The 19,357-nt window shown below is 37.0% G+C and carries 19 protein-coding genes; 13 read left to right on the top strand and 6 right to left on the bottom strand.

Annotated elements, in window-relative coordinates; all coding sequences use genetic code 11:
- The first annotated feature begins 282 nt into the window (after positions 1-282).
- The 7 genes from ACIQ1H_RS08920 (at position 283) to ACIQ1H_RS08890 (ending at position 4,350) form a co-directional block, all read left to right on the top strand.
- Entirely contained in the window at positions 283-609 is a 327-nt protein-coding gene (locus tag ACIQ1H_RS08920) for a hypothetical protein (RefSeq protein WP_402888160.1), read from the top strand.
- Positions 606-884, top strand: a complete 279-nt coding sequence (locus ACIQ1H_RS08915; RefSeq protein ID WP_402888159.1) for a hypothetical protein — start codon at positions 606-608, stop codon at positions 882-884. The genes ACIQ1H_RS08920 and ACIQ1H_RS08915 overlap by 4 nt, the downstream gene beginning before the upstream one ends.
- Positions 885-918: 34 nt before the next feature.
- Positions 919-1,131: a hypothetical protein gene (locus tag ACIQ1H_RS08910; RefSeq protein WP_402888157.1), complete on the top strand. Its 213-nt coding sequence runs from the start codon at positions 919-921 to the stop codon at positions 1,129-1,131.
- 327 nt (positions 1,132-1,458) lie between these two features.
- Entirely contained in the window at positions 1,459-2,073 is a 615-nt protein-coding gene (locus tag ACIQ1H_RS08905; RefSeq protein WP_402888155.1) for a pyroglutamyl-peptidase I, read from the top strand.
- Positions 2,057-2,752, top strand: coding sequence for a 5-oxoprolinase subunit PxpB (pxpB, locus tag ACIQ1H_RS08900; protein ID WP_402888154.1), 696 nt, complete (start codon positions 2,057-2,059; stop codon positions 2,750-2,752). The genes ACIQ1H_RS08905 and pxpB overlap by 17 nt, the downstream gene beginning before the upstream one ends.
- A gap of 3 nt (positions 2,753-2,755) precedes the next feature.
- Complete coding sequence (locus ACIQ1H_RS08895; protein ID WP_402888153.1) at positions 2,756-3,613, top strand: 5-oxoprolinase subunit C family protein; 858 nt, start codon at positions 2,756-2,758, stop codon at positions 3,611-3,613.
- Between the two features lie 2 nt (positions 3,614-3,615).
- Positions 3,616-4,350 (top strand): 5-oxoprolinase subunit PxpA, encoded by a 735-nt coding sequence (locus ACIQ1H_RS08890; RefSeq protein ID WP_402888152.1) that lies wholly within the window; start codon positions 3,616-3,618, stop codon positions 4,348-4,350.
- A 120-nt stretch (positions 4,351-4,470) separates the two neighbouring features.
- On the opposite strand, the gene ACIQ1H_RS08885 is transcribed toward ACIQ1H_RS08890, so the two are convergent.
- Positions 4,471-4,791, bottom strand: a complete 321-nt coding sequence (locus tag ACIQ1H_RS08885) for a DUF4183 domain-containing protein (protein WP_402888150.1) — start codon at positions 4,789-4,791, stop codon at positions 4,471-4,473.
- Positions 4,792-4,816: 25 nt separating this feature from the next.
- The gene (locus tag ACIQ1H_RS08880) at positions 4,817-5,242 is read right to left on the bottom strand and encodes a DUF4183 domain-containing protein (protein ID WP_402888148.1); all 426 of its coding nucleotides are present in this window, start codon (positions 5,240-5,242) and stop codon (positions 4,817-4,819) included.
- 379 nt (positions 5,243-5,621) lie between these two features.
- Here ACIQ1H_RS08880 and ACIQ1H_RS08875 point away from each other — a divergent pair, with 379 nt between their 5' ends.
- The 4 genes from ACIQ1H_RS08875 (at position 5,622) to ACIQ1H_RS08860 (ending at position 12,685) form a co-directional block, all read left to right on the top strand.
- Positions 5,622-9,233, top strand: a complete 3,612-nt coding sequence (locus ACIQ1H_RS08875) for a dynamin family protein (protein ID WP_402888146.1) — start codon at positions 5,622-5,624, stop codon at positions 9,231-9,233.
- Between the two features lie 10 nt (positions 9,234-9,243).
- Positions 9,244-10,053, top strand: coding sequence for a sulfurtransferase (locus ACIQ1H_RS08870; RefSeq protein WP_402888144.1), 810 nt, complete (start codon positions 9,244-9,246; stop codon positions 10,051-10,053).
- 151 nt (positions 10,054-10,204) lie between these two features.
- Entirely contained in the window at positions 10,205-11,035 is an 831-nt protein-coding gene (locus ACIQ1H_RS08865; protein WP_337981614.1) for an MBL fold metallo-hydrolase, read from the top strand.
- A 447-nt stretch (positions 11,036-11,482) separates the two neighbouring features.
- On the top strand, positions 11,483-12,685 hold the full coding sequence (locus ACIQ1H_RS08860; RefSeq protein WP_402888142.1) for an NAD(P)-dependent malic enzyme: 1,203 nt from the start codon (positions 11,483-11,485) through the stop codon (positions 12,683-12,685).
- A 63-nt stretch (positions 12,686-12,748) separates the two neighbouring features.
- On the opposite strand, the gene ACIQ1H_RS08855 is transcribed toward ACIQ1H_RS08860, so the two are convergent.
- From ACIQ1H_RS08855 to gdhA, 3 genes are all read right to left on the bottom strand, one after another.
- Entirely contained in the window at positions 12,749-13,402 is a 654-nt protein-coding gene (locus ACIQ1H_RS08855; RefSeq protein WP_402888140.1) for a YIP1 family protein, read from the bottom strand.
- A 242-nt stretch (positions 13,403-13,644) separates the two neighbouring features.
- Positions 13,645-14,331 carry a phosphoribosylaminoimidazolesuccinocarboxamide synthase gene (locus ACIQ1H_RS08850; protein ID WP_172771000.1) on the bottom strand — a complete coding sequence of 229 codons (687 nt, stop codon included), beginning with the start codon at positions 14,329-14,331 and terminating at the stop codon, positions 13,645-13,647.
- Positions 14,332-14,562: 231 nt separating this feature from the next.
- Positions 14,563-15,936 carry an NADP-specific glutamate dehydrogenase gene (gene gdhA, locus ACIQ1H_RS08845; RefSeq protein WP_402888137.1) on the bottom strand — a complete coding sequence of 458 codons (1,374 nt, stop codon included), beginning with the start codon at positions 15,934-15,936 and terminating at the stop codon, positions 14,563-14,565.
- A 186-nt stretch (positions 15,937-16,122) separates the two neighbouring features.
- On the opposite strand from gdhA, the gene ACIQ1H_RS08840 reads away from it, so the two are divergent.
- Entirely contained in the window at positions 16,123-16,596 is a 474-nt protein-coding gene (locus ACIQ1H_RS08840) for a YaiI/YqxD family protein (RefSeq protein WP_172771002.1), read from the top strand.
- Positions 16,586-17,908: a D-serine ammonia-lyase gene (locus ACIQ1H_RS08835; protein ID WP_402888135.1), complete on the top strand. Its 1,323-nt coding sequence runs from the start codon at positions 16,586-16,588 to the stop codon at positions 17,906-17,908. Before ACIQ1H_RS08840 ends, ACIQ1H_RS08835 begins: the two co-directional genes overlap by 11 nt.
- A 67-nt stretch (positions 17,909-17,975) precedes the next feature.
- Here ACIQ1H_RS08835 and ACIQ1H_RS08830 read toward each other — a convergent pair whose 3' ends face one another.
- Positions 17,976-19,133, bottom strand: a complete 1,158-nt coding sequence (locus ACIQ1H_RS08830) for a pyridoxal-phosphate-dependent aminotransferase family protein (protein WP_402888133.1) — start codon at positions 19,131-19,133, stop codon at positions 17,976-17,978.
- Between the last annotated feature and the right edge of the window lie 224 nt (positions 19,134-19,357).

Genomic DNA, 19,357 nt, shown 5'->3' with positions numbered 1-19,357 from the left:
AAAATCAGTTAATTCACGCTACGGCATTCGTTGCTTTAGCATACTATTTATAAGAAAAGGAGCGGTTAGCAATGACATTCGTATTGATCGGAGCAACAGTTGCTATTTATATTGGAGTGGGGAAATACGTCATGAAACAGGCGACTGCCCATTTAAAATAATAGCGCTTTCGTTAGTGCTCTTGTTTTCAACATTTTTTACTATAAATGAATATATAACTAAAGAGTATGACCTGCGTCATACTCTTTAATTAACGTAAAAATTTCAGGAGTGGAGTTATTTATGGATTCATTATGTAATTGTAAAGAACTTGTGCAAATAAAAGTGGAAGCAGATTTTGGTTCTGATCCGTTATGGTGTAAGGTTTGTGGCTTTAACTTGGATATGGATAAAATGGAAATTCCTCCTTCTTTAAAGATACAGCTAAGATCATGGATAAATGATTATGGTGTTTGGGTAAAATGGGATTCTGATAGCTTAATTGTTGGAGGTGAAAATTTAGAAAAACAACATAATGAAGTAGGGCTTAAATTAACAGAAAAAGTGATAAATGAGTTGAAAAATATTAATATTGTATTTCAACCTTCTACTATGTATTTGGCTAAATGAAAAAAGTAATTGTTCATTTTATGGTTTTTACTCTTTTATTTGCTACTATTGGGACAACTGTAAGTTATGCTAATGATGAAGAAGTTTTTGATGAAGATGATTACATAGTTGATTACCATGAGGGTGTTGAAGGTTTTGATTGGGCGATATTTCTGGATGATTCGGATGATAATGAAGGTTCTGACAATGATTCGGTAAAATCTCAAATTCAAGCAAGGGCTCTTCCTTTTGTACCTATTGTTATTGGGGTCGTAATAAGATTAGTTGTCAAATAGGTAGGAAAACAGGCTGTAAAGAAAGTATCTAAGCATGCAGCTGAAAGAGCTGCTCAAAGAGGTATTACTGAGAGGCATTTTGCATCCGCAATGGCGTATGGAACAAAATATGTTAAATACGGGAGCGAAAATTCTTTATCATTCACCAACTCAAACTACTTTAGTACTTGATAAAGCTGGAGATGTAGTAGTGACTTCTTATAAGCAACAAGTTCCTAAAGAAGCTTGGATAAACAAAAATTGGTGAACTATCATTTATTACTTTAATCTATAGAATTCTTTTGTCTAAAATCTGAGAGTATGACTTGTGTCATACTCTTTTATTTATGGAATTTTACAATTTGCGGCTTCAATTTGGATATGAATAAAATGAGCAATCGATAATTTAATAGATAAGAAGAAAATTTAGAAAAATAAAATTATTTCATAGCATGAAGAGTATTTGTTGCCGTTGTTTGTTAGAATTAAAAAGAAAATTTCTCTACAACAAGAAGCCATATCTACTAAAGTAAAAAAACAAAATAAAAATGGATGGGCACTAAAGCTACGTTCAATAGAAATTTAGGTGATGAAAATGACAAAAATATTATTAACTGGATTTGTACCATTTTTAGATTATAAAATTAATCCCACTATGCAAATTGTTGAATATTTAAACGGAAGTTTGATGGAAGGCTATGAAATTGTAGGACGTACGCTATCCGTAGATTTTCAGCAATCCGCACAGCAGTTGAAACAATATATTGCGGATATAAAGCCTGAAATCATTATTTCATTGGGATTAGCTGGAGGGCGTTTTAAAATAACACCAGAGCGCATTGCAATTAATGTAAAAGATGGCGAGCCTGATAATAATGGCTATACACCTGTAGATGAAAGCATTGCTGCTGGTGGGCAAGATGCCTATCTAACAAATTTACCTATTCGCAGTATAGTAGACCGATTAAATAAAGAAGGCTATCCAGCAGAAATTTCAAATACTGCAGGTACGTATCTATGCAATAATATCATGTACGAAGGGCTCGTTTATGCTAAGCAACACAACGGAATTCGTGCTGGCTTTATTCATATTCCTGCGTCTTTTGAATTGGCGATTCAGCATGGCAAAATACCAGGGTGGAATATGCAAGATTTACTAGCGAGCATTAAGCTTTGTATCGAGGAAACCATTCGTGAAACAAATTATTGAGTTTCCTCATACGATGTGGATTAGTCAATACACGATTCGTTTTGCATTTAATGAAGTAATCTCACAAGAAAATTTTCAGATTGTCCAAAAGTTTAATCGCTTTCTAAAAAAAATACTACATAACAACCTTATTGAAAGTGTCGCTAGCTATCATACGGTGACTGTATATGTGAAACGCAAAATTGATGTTGGCTTTTTACAAGAACAATGGCTATTCATGCAACGTAACGCTCCTGTAGATGAGGAAACTAGTCGACATTTACAGATTCCAATTTGCTATGATGAGGAATTTGCTTTGGATATGCAGCGTGTGATGGAATATACGGGTTTATCGTTTCAAGACATAAAAAAATTGCATATGTCGAAAGTATATAGTGTCTATTTAATCGGCTTTTTACCAGGCTTTCCTTATTTAGGTGATTTAAATAGTCAATTATTTGTACCGAGGTTAACCAAACCACGACCGTTTGTCTCTGCAAGTTCTGTAGGGATTGGAGGGGCACAAACAGGAATTTACCCGCTTGATTCACCAGGAGGATGGAATATTATCGGCAAGACGCCAGTCAATTTATTTGATATTTATAGGGAAGATACGTTTATCTTTACTCTCGGAGATCAAGTACAATTTTACGAAATTACAAAACAACAGTTTTTAGAAATAAAAAATAGAGGAGTGTAGCAAATGAAGCCACTTCTTATGATAAAAAAACAAGGGGTCTATGGTAGCCTGCAAGACCAAGGGAGATTCCACTATCGTGCCTATGGTATCCCACTTTCGGGACCGATGGACAAAGTATCCTTTCAATTAGCCCAACAAATTTTAACTAATGTGCAAAACCAAACGTCATTTGAAATGTTTATAGGGGGCTTTGAATTTCAAGCGTTACATGAGGCCACGTATGTATTGACTGGTGCAACCTGTCATTGTTTATTGAATGGTAGCCCTGTGGAAATGTGGAAAACCTTTCGATTAGTAAAAGGAGATATTTTATCCATTAAAAGTGTCAAAGAGGGCTCTATCGTCTATCTCACACCTAAAGGCGGATTTCAAACAAAGCCCATTCTTGGCAGTATGTCTTCCTTACCAATGGTAGGCAATCAACTTAGTGACGACAATGTGTTATATGGACACAATGTAGAGCCATTACATTATACGAGAGGGCTCTATGCATCTTATCGTCCTAGATTTCATTCTGCTATTACAGTAAGAATTTTTAAAGGCCCACATTTTGAATTATTTACAGACGACAGCAAGCAACATTTTTTAAATAGTCCGTATCAATTTACTGGCGGAAATCGTATGGGCTACTATTTAAAAGGGAATGTCCTAGATTTGATAAGCAGAAAAGATATTCTGTCCGAAGCGACTCAATATGGGACAATTCAAGTGCCACAAAGTGGTGAGCCAATTGTTTTAATGGCAGATGCCCAGACGGTTGGCGGCTATCCAATCATTGCAACAATTCATGAAGATGATTTACATAAAGTTGCCCAAATGCGCATGTTTAACACAATAAGATTTGCATTAATGGAGGAATAGATATGCCAATTGATATTAATTGTGATATGGGGGAAAGTGTTGATGCTTTCACACTAGACAATGATGAAAAAATTTTAGACTATGTGACGTCAATCAATATTGCCTGTGGCTATCATGCAGGGAATCATACAATTATGCATAACACTGTACGAAATGCCATCCGAAAAAACGTGCTTATTGGAGCTCATCCAGGATATCCTGATCTTCAAGGATTTGGCCGACGGAATATGGATTTTAGTGCAGAGGAAATATATAATATGATCGTTTATCAAGTAGGAGCATTACAAGCATTTGTTTCAGTGGAAAAAGGAACACTTCATCATGTGAAGCCACATGGAGCGCTCTATAATCAAAGTGCTAATAATATAGAAAAAGCAACAGCCATTGTCAATGCAGTATATGATCTAAATCCAACTTATGTTTTATATTGTTTAGCTGGTAGCGAAATGGTGAAAATTGCAAAGGAAAAGGGTTTAACCGTATACGAGGAAGTTTTTTCAGATCGCAATTACAATGAAGACGGTACGTTAGTAAGTCGAGAAGAAGCCAATGCATTAATTCAAACAGAGGAAGAGATGCTTGTTCATGTCAAAAATATTTTGACTTCGAATGAAGTGATGTCAGTGCAACAAAAGAAAATTAAGATTTCGGCGCAAACATTATGTATACATGGAGATGGACCACATGCACTAGCCTACGCTAAAAAAATTTATGAATTAAGAAAACAAATAGGATAAGTGAGAAGTTGTAAGGACGCTTTAAAATATGTTTTAAAGCGTCCTTGCGCTAATAATCCTATTTCACACTTTATTACCGCATTTAACCGCAAAATAAGCATGCCCAAAATCTACAATCGATTAAATAATAGTCGATAATTCAACAGCTTCAATAATTATTGGAGTTCCAGCAGCAATAGAAGCGGTAACTATGTTAAATGTTAGTTCTGTTGAGGAAATTGAATAGGCGTCACCTTCCTGCAGCACACCATTGATATATAAATTATAGTACCCATTAATGATGATTGGGAAAGCAGTTGCTGCAGTACCGCTGTCAGTTAAAAAAGTTGTTGCAGCAAGCGTTGTACCATCTGTAATTTCTAGTGGGGTAGCTAAAACATTGAAAAACCTTGTCGATGTGCTAGAAACATTGACATTAATATTAATAATGGAAAGCGCCACGTACGTTCACCTCCTTTCAAAAGTTTTAGTTCACCTCGGTAAAAAACCCAAGAGATTCAATAATAATTGGCGTCCCTCTATAAATCGTTGCGTTATTAGCATTTAGTATTAGGGAAGTCTCCGTTATGGAATAAATTCCACCTTCCTGCATGACGGCATTAATAAACAGATTTACATAGCCATTTGGATGGATGATAGAAAATTCTGTTACGTTTACGCCGTTGTCATCTGAAAATAGATTAGCGGCAAGCGTGAACCCGTTCGTCAAATCAATATCTGTTGTTACTATATAAAAATATCTATTCACTTTAGGTATAATCGTTTGGCCGGAAACAATGATGGGAGGAGGTGCAGTTTCAGGGACATTACGAGCTATTATACGAGGCCATATAAATCTATCTTCACAGTCATATAGCTGAATAATCTGACGACTATCTTTCTCCTTTACCATATAAATAATCACTCCTATAATTTATTTGTATCCCTGCAATTTTGAAAGATTTTATTTGTTTTGTGCATTATCATTTTAATTGGACTTTAGAATATTTTTGTTATTTATCAACTGTTCTTTAATCTTCGCCTCACTCTCTTTAAAATATGAAATAAATGAAGAGTTGTTTAGTTATGCATCCACGGTAGGGAGAAATACAGTCGTTTTTTTAGAAGATCGTTGCAATATCATTTTGGATAAACATGACTTTGTTGACGAATATTACGTCTGAAACCTTGATATATATGCTTTTCAAAGTAAATTAGTGTTATACTTTGCATATCTAATAAGGTAGAATACTAATTGTGAATAATTAAAAGGGTAAAGGGGTTTACGTTTTATGAATGAATTTGAACAACAACTGGAAGGGCTTTTAAAGCAAGCTTCGTTACAATACATAATATATCAGCATAACGGTGATACAGAGCGCATGGATAAGACATCACTCTTTGCACGTAAATTACAGCAAAAAGAATATGTCATTGGCTTTGCTGGCCATTTCTCTGCTGGAAAATCAAGTATGATTAATGCGCTATCTGGGGAGAATTTACTTGCTTCCAGTCCTATTCCGACAAGTGCGAATATCGTAAAGGTTCATAAATCTGAAGAGGATTTTGCCATTGTCTATATGCACGATGAAAAGCCAGTTAAGTTTGAAGCAGGGTATGATTTTAAAACCGTAAAAGAGCTTAGTAAAAATGGGGATCTTGTATCGCAAATTGAAATTGGTCATAGTGCGTCAACATTACCAATGGGCGTAACAGTAATGGATACACCAGGAGTAGACTCAACAGATGATGCACACCGTATGTCTACAGAATCAGCGCTCCATATTGCAGATATTGTATTCTATACAATGGACTATAATCATGTTCAATCAGAGCTAAACTTTCAATTTACAAAACAATTAATGAAATACAATCCAAATGTTTATTTAATCGTAAATATGATTGATAAGCATAAGGAAAATGAATTAAGCTTTGAAGAATTTAAAGCAACCGTTCACAATTCATTTTCTGCTTGGGGTGTTGTGCCTAAAGGAGTATTTTTCACTTCATTACGCGAGCCAGAGCATCCAAATAATGATTTTGAAGCTGTGAAAAAAATTGTGATGGATAGTATGAACGACTGGCAAGACCAGCTTATTCATACAGCGACAAATACGTTACGTTTACTACAAAGTGAGCATGACAATTATTTAATGGAAGAAAAGCAAGATCGTTTAGATATCGATGAGGATATATTAAGTGCAGATGATTGGGCACACCATCAAGATATTTTAGAGCAATATAATAAATTAAATCGTCAAGTGGAATTATTCTCAGTAGAAGCTTGGAATGAAACTTTCGAGGAAGAGCGCAAAGAACTACTTGCAAATGCGGCAATTATGCCAGCAGATGTGCGTGATAAATTACGTCTTTATTTAGAAAGTAAACAAGAAGGATTCAAAGTAGGTGGTTTATTTTCAGCAAAGAAAAAAACCGAGGAAGAGCGCAATCGCCGTAAAGATGATGCTTACAGTGCCTATCAAACAGTTGTCCATGCACAAATTACGGGTCACTTAAAAGGGCTAATGAAAAAGGCATTAAAAGAAGTCGGTGCTTTAAGTGAAGAGCGTGCACAAGCAGTAGATGCCTATGTGTTTGAACTACCATTTACATTGATTGAACAACAAGTGCAAGTCGGTGCAATATTAACAGGAGATGCAGTTCTCAATTTTGCTAACCGTATTGCCGAGGCAACAAAGCGATATTTTATTCAAGAAACAGATGTGTGGAAGGATGCACAAGCAACAACGTTACAAGCTGTTGCAACTGAAACCGCTGCACCATCTAAGTTGAAAATGGCGGGGATGCAAGCGAAGGTAGATGCCATTCAAGCTGTCTTAGAAATCGAGGGCTATCAGCAATATAGTGCAAGTGTCATGCACCAAGCAAGTAATGAAATCCGCAAAGAAGCGAATTATCAGCTCGAAGTTTGGGATAAATCGTTTGAGCAAGACTTAGCTGAAATTCGAATATTTGATGCATCGATGTTAAAGCCAAAGGAAGAGGTTGTACAGCAAGAGGAAGCACAGCAGTCGGTAAGTGCAGCGAGCTTGCCAATCGATGGTGTAATTAAGCGTGCATTGCATACAGCAAATGCAGTAAAAGAGGTACAAGGCTTTGCTGAAGTAGCGAGTTATTTAGAAAACAAAGTCGAGCGATTACAGAAAAAAGATTTTACAATTGCGTTATTCGGTGCGTTTAGTGCTGGGAAATCTTCATTCTCTAATGCACTGATGGGTGCAAACGTGCTCCCTGTATCACCGAATCCAACAACAGCAGCAATCAATAAAATTCGACCAGTGACACCTGAGCATCCGCATGAAACAGCAGATGTTCAGTTAAAAAATGCTGAACAAATGCTTGAAGATATTCAAGGTTCTTATGCGGCAATTGGTTTAACTGTTAGTTCATTAGAAGAAGCATTTAACCGAGCAGATGAAGGGCTTGCGGTGCAACTTACAGATGAGCGATTAAATGTCCATAAATCGTTTATCCGTGCATTTAAAGAAGGCTATCCAACATTTAAATCAGAACTTGGTCAAGTGCTGCGTGTAGAGCGAGCAGAATTTGAAAAATTTGTAGCTCAAGAAAATAAATCTTGTTTCGTAGATAATATTGACTTCTATTATGATAGCCCGTTAACACGTATGGGTGTAACGCTCGTTGATACGCCAGGAGCCGATTCAATCAATGCACGTCACACTGGGGTTGCTTTTGAATATATTCGGAATGCAGATGCCATTTTATTTATTACGTACTATAATCATGCGTTCGCGAAAGCAGACCGTGAGTTCTTAATTCAATTAGGTCGTGTCAAAGATGCGTTTGAACTGGATAAAATGTTCTTTATCGTCAATGCGATCGATTTAGCGACGACAGAAGAAGAGCAAGAAGATGTCAAAGGCTATGTTCGTTCAGAATTGCAACGCTTTGGCATTCGCTTCCCTCGTCTATATGGAGTATCAAGCTTGATGGCTTTAAAAGAAAAAGTAGAGGGCGGTTCATTTGCATCGGGTATGCCTCCATTTGAAGATGCTTTCCATACATTTTTAAATGATGAACTAAGTGCATTAGCGGTGCAAGCACTTGCAGAGGAAGTTGATAAAACAGAGCAACGTTTAGGGGATTTAATTGCACAAACAGAGGAAAACTTAAAACGTAAAGATGAACGATTGGCAGAGCTGACAACGCTTGAACAGCATGTTAAATCTAAGTTTAATGCGTTAAATACAAGCATGATGGAAAGCGAGACAAAGCAGGAATTAGATGAGTTATTGTATTATGTCTTACAGCGTGTCTATTATCGTTATCCTGAATTCTTTAAGGAAGGCTATAACCCTTCAACGTTTGCCGCGATGCCTGCACAGCAAGCGTTAGAACATGCGTTGAAAGAAGTGTTACAAAGCTTACGTTTTGACTTTACACAGGAAATGCGCGTTACTAATTTCCGCTTATCGCAATTTATTAGTAAAAAAATGCAGTTACGCTTTAAAGATGAAGTACGTGAGTTAAAAGAAATGAACCGTAGCTTCTCGTTTTTATCATTTGAATCAACAGAACCGGATTTATTAGCTTTTGAAGGTCCTTTTGCTGATATTTCTAAATATGTAAGTGTGAAATCTCATTTCTGCAATCAAAAAGCATTCTTTGAGAAAAATGAAAAAATGAAGCTAAGTGAAGCATTAGAAACATTAACAAAACCAGATGCACAAAACTATTTAGATGGACAAAAAGTATCTTTAATGACATGGGCAATTGCCTTTATCGGTGAGGAAGCAGAAAGATTACGTCTGCATATTTACCATCAGGCATTAGAGCAAATTGCTACTGAACGACTTGCATTACAAGAAGAAAGTCGATTAGCTTCGTGGAAATCAATTTACGCACAACTACAATACGCATGAGGTGATTCATATGGGAAAAGTATTCAAAACAGTTGAGGAAATTCAAGTTGACAATGTCCGTTTTGTAGATGCTCGCTATGATTTACAGAACAAAGAATTTGGTAAACTAGCATTTGAAGCTGGTCATGCTCCTGGCGCTGTATATCTAGATTTAGAGCAGGATTTATCAGATATGACAAGTGAAAATGGTCGTCATCCGATGCCGAGTAAGGAAAAGCTAACGTCTGTGTTTCAAGAATTAGGTCTCCGCTATGAAGAGCAAATTGTTGTTTATGATCAGGGGGCATCACCGTTTGCGCCGCGCGCTTGGTGGATGCTAACATATGCAGGTTTCCCGAATGTTATCATTGTCAACGGGGGAGCACCTGCGCTTGAAAACAAAGTGACATTTACAAAAGATGTTGTCAAATATGCACCAACGACAATCGACTTTGATTGGCAAGATCATCTTTATGCTCCGCGTGAAGCAGTGAAAGCTATTGTAGATGGAGAACAGTCAGCAACGCTATTAGATGCACGCGCAGCTGCTCGCTACCGTGGTGAGGTTGAGCCACTAGATCGAGTAGCGGGACATATTCCAACAGCTAAAAACTTTGACTGGGAGCAATTAAAGGTAGAAAATACTCTTCAAGCTAATGATGCGCTACGGGCAAAGGTTGCACATGATGAACATATTGTTGTGTATTGCGGCAGTGGTGTCACAGCTTCACCGCTTTATGCAGTGCTTGCAGATGAAGGCTATGAAAATATTCAGCTTTATACAGGTAGCTTCAGTGACTGGATTACAGCGTATGATGTAGAAACAGGAACAAACGAATAAATAAAAAAACGCTCACTTTGGTGGGCGTTTTTTTATATTTATTGAAAACAGAATTACTATTTCCATTAAATAAATGGAAACGTACGCCAGAAAATGACTCGCTATTCATTTTATGCTACACTTTTTTTACAAAGGGTAAGGGGGAGAAAGCATGTTTAAACTAGAGAAAAGTATTGAAATTGAACAAAATAATGACGTGCGGTGTGCGCATGGAAAGGTAGCAGTTCAAGGTATTGGTATGAGTGTGTATAGTTTTTATGTGGATGGTTTATTAATCGATACAGGTTCTAACTCACTTGCCGAGGAGTTTCAATCTTTTTTTCGAGAGCTGCCGATTGAACAAGTTGCCTTAACACATTCCCATGAGGACCATTCGGGCAATGCTGCATGGATACAGCAGCATATGGGTGTTCCTATTTATGTTCATCATGCGTCAATTGGGGATTGTGCAGAAGATGGAAACTATCAGTTGTATCGTCAGGCGCTATGGGGACAACGCCCAGCTTTTATGGCCCAGCCGTTTAACGAGACACTTGAAACAACATCGGCTACATGGGATATTATTGCTACGCCAGGACATACAACAGATCATTTGTCTTTTTACAACCGTGCAACGGGTGCGATGTTTACAGGGGATTTATATATTCAAACGAAAACAAAGGTCGTACTTGATGAGGAAAACGTTGTACATACTTTGGCATCGTTAAAAAAACTACTACATTATGATTTTGAAAAGGTTTATTGTTGCCATGCAGGTTATCTAGCAGATGGGCGTGCTAAAATTATTGAAAAAATTTCTTATTTAGAGGAGCTGGAGGGCGAGGTTCGGAAGCTCTATGATCGTGGTTATTCTGTAGATGATATAACGAAGGCAATCTTTCGTAAAGATTACCCGATTACAAAGGTATCGGGAGAACAATGGTCGTCCAAACATATTATTACGGCTTTTACGAATCAATTTGTACAAGAGTCCTTACGCTAAGGACTCTTTTTTATTTTTTTTAGGATGAAGATAGGTAAAGTTCGACTTTTCACTTGGAAGGAAACGCTTGTACGTAAAATGTTTTTAAAATAATAATAAAAATGTTTGTGAAAAAATGTGGAGAAAATGTGGCAAAGATAGATATGACAATGGATACGCTTACATTAGTTTGTGAAATTCTTCTCATTTACTGTAGAAAAATACTATGTGAAAAGTTGAACAGGCTTAGCGCTGATATAAGTGCATTTTGATAAAGAGGGAAAGGATCGTTTGTTATATTAAAATAATAGATTGTGAAATTAATAACAAAAAGAAAAAATGTAATTAACGACGCAGAATATTGATTTATCAAAGAAAATATTGCTTTTTGAGTTATTTTTGTTGACGGGCATTTCACAAAGTATTATGATTCTGACATACAATAAAAACGCAAAAGGGGCGGATAAAATGGATATTATGAAAAAGGCATTAGAGATGCATGCACATTATAGTGGAAAATTAGAGGTGATTTCAAAAGTTCCTGTACAAGATTCTTATGATCTGAGCCTTGCATATTCACCAGGGGTAGCTGCACCATGTATTGAAATTGAAAAAAATCCTTCTCTTGTCTACGACTATACAATGAAGGGCAATATGGTTGCGATTGTTTCGGACGGTACTGCAGTATTAGGATTAGGGGATATTGGACCGAAGGCGGCACTACCAGTTATGGAAGGGAAGGCGATTTTATTAAAGCGTTTTGCCAATGTTGATGCTTTTCCAATTTGTTTAGATACAAAAAGCACGGATGAAATCGTCAGCATTGTGAAGGCGCTTGCGCCAACATTTGGTGCTGTTAATTTAGAAGATATTTCGGCACCGCGTTGCTTCGAAATTGAAGATCGACTACGTCAAGAATGTGATATTCCAGTGTTTCATGATGATCAACATGGCACTGCCATCGTTGTAGGGGCGGGCATGATAAATGCAAATCGTATCGTAAAAAAAGATGTAGCAACAATGAAAGTTGTCATTAATGGTGCAGGTGCAGCAGGTATTGCTATTTTACGTATCCTTGTGCAAATGGGCTATAAAAATATTTATATGTGCGATACAAAAGGAATTATTTATGAAGGTCGCGCGGTAGGTATGAACCCGATTAAAGAGGCCGTTGCACATTTAACGAATCCAGAAAAAATTCATGGTACGTTGGAAGATGCTCTTGTAGGTGCAGATGTCTTTATCGGCGTGTCCGTTGCGAATTTATTAACAGAAGCACATATTACATCTATGAATGAAAATCCAGTTGTCTTTGCATTAGCCAACCCGAATCCTGAAATTACGTATGAAAACGCTAAAAAGTGGGGCGTTCGTATTATGGGTACTGGACGTTCAGATTACCCAAATCAAATTAATAATGTTTTAGCTTTCCCGGGAATTTTCCGCGGAGCATTAGATGTACGTGCTACAGATATTAATGAGGATATGAAATTAGCGGCAGTTGAAGCCATTGCTTCTCTTGTTAGCGATGAAGAATTAACAGAAGAATATATTGTGCCTAAATCTTTAGATGAGCGTGTTGTTGAAATTGTTTCACGTGCTGTTAGTGGGGCAGCTGTTACATCTGGTGTATCCGAGTTATTCCAGCAACAAACGGTACTTTCCGTTTAATCTGTAGAAAGTCGGTTTTAAACTAAAAAATCTCCCCTCTCATTTGAGAGTGGGAGATTTTTATTACATCATGCTAATACCGATAAAGCCAATAAAGAGAACAACAACCAGTACAACGACAATGATTCCACCGATGATAGAAGGAATAAAGATTGTAAAGAATGCTTTCCAATTTGAAATTTGATGCGCCTCCGCAACAACAGCTACTGTAGTCACAAAGGACCAAATGATAACAACAGCAGTCACTAACATTGTTGGCCAAAAAATCCAAGGAGTAGACCCGATAAAGTTAGTATCCATTAATGATTCTTGTGAGGTAAATAGCCAAATTAAATAAAAAGGAATAGCTAAAATAAATGGTACAGCAGTTAAGCTTAGTGCTTTAAATAAGTCAGAATACGTTGCAGTACCTTTAAATAATTTACCAAATAGCCAAAAAATAAGGCTAGAGAATGCTGTACCGGCAATTCCTGAAATTGGTGCTAAAATGATACAAAATAGCACGATAATCCATGGGGACACGTCTAGTAAAAAATTACTATCTATAAGGCCTGAAAGCAAAGAACCAATATAACCGATGGACATAATAAGGATAGCATAACCGATAGATTTTGCATCAATCATGTAGCGAGCTGTTTGCTTTGGATGCATCCAAGTAGACAGAAACGGATTAACTTTAGGCCTTTCTTGTTGCGTTGTTTCATTATAGTTTTCCATTAAACTACCTCCTAAGATGATAAGATTGTTTCTACTCATATACGAGTGAAAAGATGAAAGGTTTCAAAAAATATCCTTAATGGGATTAAATTTTTTGCCCAACGTATTCGAGCATAAATGAAAGGAAACCTTATAGCTACAGGGAATTATCGGTAATTTATAATAGAGAGGATTTTACAAAAAAGAATATTGAAAAACAAAACCCTTCTAAGTAAACGTATTACTTAGAAGGGTAGCAGTTATTAGTCAGCTAACATAATTTTTTCAAGCTCTAATGGCTCAATATATTGTTCGCCTTTGTATGCACGCATATTACCGCCAGAAATTTCATCAATTAATAATATTTCATTTGTTTTTGCATCACGACCAAATTCTAATTTAATATCGTAAAGCGTTAAGCCTTTTTTGGCTAGCTCTGCACCGACGAATTTAGAAATTTCAATTGTGCGTTGTTTTAATATTGCATATTCTTCATGTGTTAACAGGTTTAACATAGCTAAAGCATCTTCAGAAATTGGAGGATCAAGACGATCATCATCTTTAATTGTTACTTCAACGAAAGAATCTAAAGGTTGTCCTTCTTGTACATAAGCGCCATAACGACGTAGGAAAGAGCCAACAGCTTTGAAGCGGCAAATAACTTCTAACCCTTTACCGAAAACGGTTGCGGGCTTGACTGTCATCGTTGCATCTTCGAAGTTTGCATCTACGTAGTGAGTAGGGACACCTTGTTCATTTAGTTTTGAGTAGAAATAAGAAGTTAAGCGAAGACCCGCTAGGCCAGCACCATCAATTGTTAAACCTACAGTATTTGCGCCAGGATCAAATACGCCATTTTCTCCAGTTACATCATCTTTAAATTTTAATAAGTAATGACCATCTTCTAACTTGAATACATTTTTCGTTTTACCTGTATACAATAATTCCACAAAAAACCCTCCAATATTTCATAGTACTCTAACATTATAACACGAATAATTATAATGTTTAATATAAAAAATGTTCGTTATAAACTTATTTATGCTTGTTTTTTACCCAGTTTATACTAAAAAATGAGGTGATAACGAATAATCGTTATCACCTCATGCAGAATTAAGAAAATTAAAAATATTAATCAAGGATTCTAGTTACTAGATGGTTGAATAATCGAATAAATTCTATTAATAGATACCTTCAGCAAGCATTCCATCAGCTACTTTTATAAAGCCAGCGATGTTTGCACCAACTACTAGGTTTCCTGGATAGCCGTATTTGTCAGCAGCAGCTTTACTATCTGCATAAATATTTTTCATAATTTGGTGTAGCTTCGCATCTACTTCTTCAAATGTCCAGAATACGCGACTTGAATCTTGTGCCATTTCTAGTGCAGATACTGCAACACCACCAGCATTTGCTGCTTTTGCAGGTCCAAATAATACACCAGCATTTAAAAATTCGTTAATGGCTTCAAGATCAGATGGCATGTTGGCACCTTCACCAATTGCTTTTACGCCATTTGAAATTAATGTACGAGCAGCGTCGCCGTTAATTTCGTTTTGCGTTGCGCATGGTAGAGCGATATCACATGGAATAGACCAAATTCCTGTACAACCTTCTGTAAATGTAGCATTTGGACGGTAGTCAACGTAAGTTGATATACGGTCACCTTTTACTTCTTTAATTTCTTTAATGACATCCAGATCCAATCCTTCTGCATCATAAATGTAGCCTGAAGAATCAGAGCAAGCTACAACTTTTGCCCCGTATGCTTGAGCTTTTTCAATTGCATAAGTTGATACATTGCCTGAACCAGAAACAACAACAGTTTTATCTTCAAATGAATCATTTACTTCTTTTAACATTTCTTCTACGAAGTACACTGTACCATAACCAGTTGCTTCTTTACGAGCTAATGAACCACCGTAACCAGGTGTTTTACCTGTTAATACACCAGATTCATTTGCTTTTGTAATACGCTTGTATTGACCCCATAAATAACCTACTTCACGAGCACCAACACCGATATCGCCAGCAGGAACATCGACATCTGGACCAATATGACGGTATAATTCAGTCATGAATGCTTGGCAGAAACGCATGATTTCAGAATCAGATTTACCTTTTGGATTAAAGTTTGATCCACCTTTACCACCACCGATTGGTTGACCAGTTAATGCGTTTTTAAAAATCTGCTCAAAGCCTAAAAACTTAATAATGGATTCATTTACTGAAGGGTGGAAGCGAAGACCGCCTTTATAAGGTCCCATGACATTGCTGTACTGTACGCGATAACCACGGTTTACTTGCACTTCGTTGTTATCATCTTGCCATGCTACACGGAATGAAATGATACGATCTGGCTCAACGATACGAGAAAGAATATTTGCCTTAATATATTCAGGGTGTTGTGCAAATACAGGCACTAATGAAATGAAAATCTCTTCAGCTGCTTGTAAAAACTCCGCTTGATGACTGTTTTGGTTTTTCAGTTGCTCGAACACGCCGTCAACGTATTCTTTTGCTAATTGATCGTTGCTTACAGTTGTTGTTGTCATATTGAAAACCTCCAATTAATTGATAGGTGTATCGTATATCTATTTTTCACACTATTCAATAAAATACTTTTTCCAAGTCGAATAAGTTTGTGAAAAAATGAGCAATCGAGGTCTTGAAAATATTATATTAAAATAATATAGAGGTGCTTGATTCATCTAATTATGAGAAAGGAATGATGCTTTATTGTGAAGGTATTAATTGATGCTGATGCCTGTCCAGTCGTGGATTTAGCGCTATCTATATCATCTGAGTTTGAGATTGAAACTATCTTGTTTTGCGATACATCACACCGTATTGAACGTGAAAATGTAATAACAATTATTGTGCCGAAGGGACCAGATTCGGTTGATTTTACGCTAGTGAATGCGCTTTCAAAACACGATATTGTGATTACACAGGATTACGGTTTAGCAGCTATGGTTTTGGCAAGAGGTGGGTATCCGATTGATCAAAACGGTAGGGAAATGTCTAGTGAAAACATCGAACGTCTGCTCGATATGCGTCATGTTGGACAGAAGATTAGACGGGCAGGAGGACGAACCAAGGGACCTAAAAAAAGAACGAAAGAAAACAATATACTGTTTGAAATGAAATTTCGACAAATTTGTGAACGAGCAATTTTGGCACAAAAAATGGAGGGCTCCACAGATGGAAAATAAACTAAAAAACGAATTATTTCACCTATTTCCAAAACTTGAAAAGATTAAAAATCGAGACACTGTATTTTGGGAAAATACAAAATGGTCGAAAAATGCAAGTACAACTCTCTTTTCCATAGAAGAGGTTGAGGATGCGGAAGAAACGCTAAAACGCTTTTCTTCCTATTTAAATATTGCTTTTCCAGAACTAGTAGAGAGCAAAGGACTGATTGAGTCCTCTATTCAACAGATTGAAGGAATGAAGCTAGCACTTGAAAAAGAGTTTCAACTATTAATTCCAGGTCAATTATTTTTAAAATGTGATCATGCGTTACCTATTTCGGGTTCAATCAAGGCACGAGGGGGTATTTATGAAGTATTAAAGCATGCCGAACGATTGGCAATTGCTCATCGTAAGGTGAAAGTAGACGATGATTACGCAATGTTTGCTACAGAAGAACTACGAACATTCTTTCAGCAATACACAATTGCGGTAGGCTCAACAGGCAATTTAGGGCTTAGTATCGGCATAATGGGCAAAAAACTAGGATTCAATGTCGTTGTACATATGTCGAGTGACGCAAAAGAGTGGAAGAAAGCATTATTAAGAGAAAAAGGGGCAACAGTCATTGAATACGAGGCGGATTATAGTGTTGCTGTAGAGCAGGGAAGACAGGAAGCTTCACAAAATCCAATGTGTCATTTTATTGATGATGAGAATTCTAAAGATTTATTTGCGGGCTATGCAGTAGCAGCGAAGCGCTTAAAAGTCCAATTACAAGAGGCAAATATTCAAGTGGATGATGCACATCCATTGTTCGTTTATTTACCATGTGGTGTTGGTGGTGGACCTGGTGGAGTTGCATATGGTTTGCGCGAAATGTTTGGGGAGCATGTTCATATTTTCTTTGCTGAACCAACTGCTTCACCGTGTATGACAATCGGACTTATGACAGGTTTACACGATGAAATCAGTGTAGAGGATATCGGCTTAGATAATAGAACGGAAGCGGATGGTCTAGCCGTTGGACGTGCATCCAAATTTGTTGGCAAAGTGATGGAAACATATATTAGCGGCTGTTATACAGTGAAAGACGAAGAATTGTTTACGTCACTCGGTTTAGCGTTGGACTGTGAAGGATTATTTTTAGAACCGTCTGCACATGCGGGGATGTTTGGACCAATTCAGTTGATAAAGAATGGGCGAGATTATTTAGAGAAGCATCATTTATTAGATAAATTGGAGCAAGCAACACATCTTGTATGGGCAACAGGAGGCAGCATGGTTCCTCAGGAAATGCGCGAGGAATATATGAAAAAACTCGTTAAATAGCGTATACAGAAAAAATAGACTGCTAGATATGTTTTATCGTCAAGCAGTCTATTGCTGTTAAAGTAGGTTAGCTTCGTTGTGCCGCTAAAAACACTTTATGCGCTGCGCTAACACCCGCACCAGGCTCAAAGTCATAAGAAAAGTCTTGTAGTGCCGCCTCCATTAATGAAACAGCTTGCAAAACATCGCTTGGGAAGCAGTAGCCCATATGGCCAAATCTGAAAATTTCACCTTGTAAATGACCTAATCCGCCCGCAAAGTCTAGATGATATCGTTGTTTAAGATGTGTCAGAAATTCACCTAATGCAATACCTTTTGGTGCCATAATGGCTGTTATTGTAGGAGAAGCGTAGTATTCATCTGTCAAAAGCTCAATATGAAGTGCTTTCATCGCGCTGCGCACCATATTTTTCATCAGTTCATGACGAGCAACGGTTTGGGCAAAACCACCTTCTTGTTCAATAAGTTTACACACTTCGTGTAGCCCATAAATTAATGTAATGGTAGGGGTATTTGGTGTCATCCCTTTCTCTGCCCAATCGCGGTAGCTTAATAAATTCAAATAATAAGAGGGCGCTTTATTTTCTTCAATGACCTTCCACGCTCTGTCGCTTACACTAATAAGTGAAAGTCCAGGAGGAAGCATCATAGCCTTTTGTGAGCCAGTTACAAGAATATCAATGCCCCATGCATCCATTTCAGCAGGAGCTCCACCAATACAGCTTACCCCATCCACAATGACTAACGCATCACTTTCTTCACGAACTACCTGTGCTAACTCTGCAATTGGATTTAAAATACCTGTGGAAGTTTCATTGTACGTAACAAAAACAGCTTTAATATTTTTTAAAGGCTGTAAAAAATTACGTAACTCTTCAGCAGTGCATGCTTGTCCCCATTGTTTCGCAAGCTTATGTACGTTAAAGCCATATTTTTCACAAATCGAAACGAAATAATCCCCAAAAGCGCCTACCGTAATGACAACGACATCCTCACCTGCACAAACGGTATTGACAGCAGCTGCTTCTAATGCTGCTGTACCACCAGAAGGAAGCAATAAAATGTCCTGCTTAGTACCGAAAATAGGTTTCACGAGCTCAGTTGTTTCCCGATATAACTCGACAAATTCATTGCTTCGATGGCTGAAGATATCTCGGTTCATCGCAAGCTGTACTTTTTTTGGAATAGGTGTCGGGCCTGGATGTCTTAAAATATTTTCATACATAATTAAAAATCCCCTTTTCTTTAAAAGTTAGAATGTCTAAATTTTCTAACTATAATATAGCATATCCATCATAATTTCTGACTTCTTTTTTAAAAAATATTGGAAAGATGAGGAAAAATCATCGAACACTGAATTGCATTAGATAGGAACAGAAGAACGTACTGAAGCATAAAAAATCCTCTTTCAGTTTTTAAACGAAAGAGGATTTATAGGTTTATTAATAT

The organism is Lysinibacillus sp. NPDC097279, from assembly GCF_044761745.1.
Taxonomy (GTDB): domain Bacteria; phylum Bacillota; class Bacilli; order Bacillales_A; family Planococcaceae; genus Lysinibacillus.
The sequence above is the reverse complement of the archived record's forward strand: the minus strand, read 5'-3'. Positions and strand labels throughout refer to the sequence as shown.

Bases quoted from the DNA above. Each gene is read 5' to 3' on its own strand.
- gdhA (WP_402888137.1), bottom strand. From the start codon at position 15,936: ATGACAACAACAACTGTAAGCAACGATCAATTAGCAAAAGAATACGTT.
- ACIQ1H_RS08920 (WP_402888160.1), top strand. From the start codon at position 283: ATGGATTCATTATGTAATTGTAAAGAACTTGTGCAAATAAAAGTGGAA.
- ACIQ1H_RS08915 (WP_402888159.1), top strand. From the start codon at position 606: ATGAAAAAAGTAATTGTTCATTTTATGGTTTTTACTCTTTTATTTGCT.
- ACIQ1H_RS08865 (WP_337981614.1), top strand. From the start codon at position 10,205: ATGTTTAAACTAGAGAAAAGTATTGAAATTGAACAAAATAATGACGTG.
- ACIQ1H_RS08905 (WP_402888155.1), top strand. From the start codon at position 1,459: ATGACAAAAATATTATTAACTGGATTTGTACCATTTTTAGATTATAAA.
- ACIQ1H_RS08890 (WP_402888152.1), top strand. From the start codon at position 3,616: ATGCCAATTGATATTAATTGTGATATGGGGGAAAGTGTTGATGCTTTC.
- ACIQ1H_RS08830 (WP_402888133.1), bottom strand. From the start codon at position 19,133: ATGTATGAAAATATTTTAAGACATCCAGGCCCGACACCTATTCCAAAA.
- ACIQ1H_RS08835 (WP_402888135.1), top strand. From the start codon at position 16,586: ATGGAAAATAAACTAAAAAACGAATTATTTCACCTATTTCCAAAACTT.
- ACIQ1H_RS08870 (WP_402888144.1), top strand. From the start codon at position 9,244: ATGGGAAAAGTATTCAAAACAGTTGAGGAAATTCAAGTTGACAATGTC.
- ACIQ1H_RS08895 (WP_402888153.1), top strand. From the start codon at position 2,756: ATGAAGCCACTTCTTATGATAAAAAAACAAGGGGTCTATGGTAGCCTG.
- ACIQ1H_RS08860 (WP_402888142.1), top strand. From the start codon at position 11,483: ATGGATATTATGAAAAAGGCATTAGAGATGCATGCACATTATAGTGGA.
- ACIQ1H_RS08910 (WP_402888157.1), top strand. From the start codon at position 919: ATGCAGCTGAAAGAGCTGCTCAAAGAGGTATTACTGAGAGGCATTTTG.
- ACIQ1H_RS08855 (WP_402888140.1), bottom strand. From the start codon at position 13,402: ATGGAAAACTATAATGAAACAACGCAACAAGAAAGGCCTAAAGTTAAT.
- ACIQ1H_RS08880 (WP_402888148.1), bottom strand. From the start codon at position 5,242: ATGGTAAAGGAGAAAGATAGTCGTCAGATTATTCAGCTATATGACTGT.
- ACIQ1H_RS08875 (WP_402888146.1), top strand. From the start codon at position 5,622: ATGAATGAATTTGAACAACAACTGGAAGGGCTTTTAAAGCAAGCTTCG.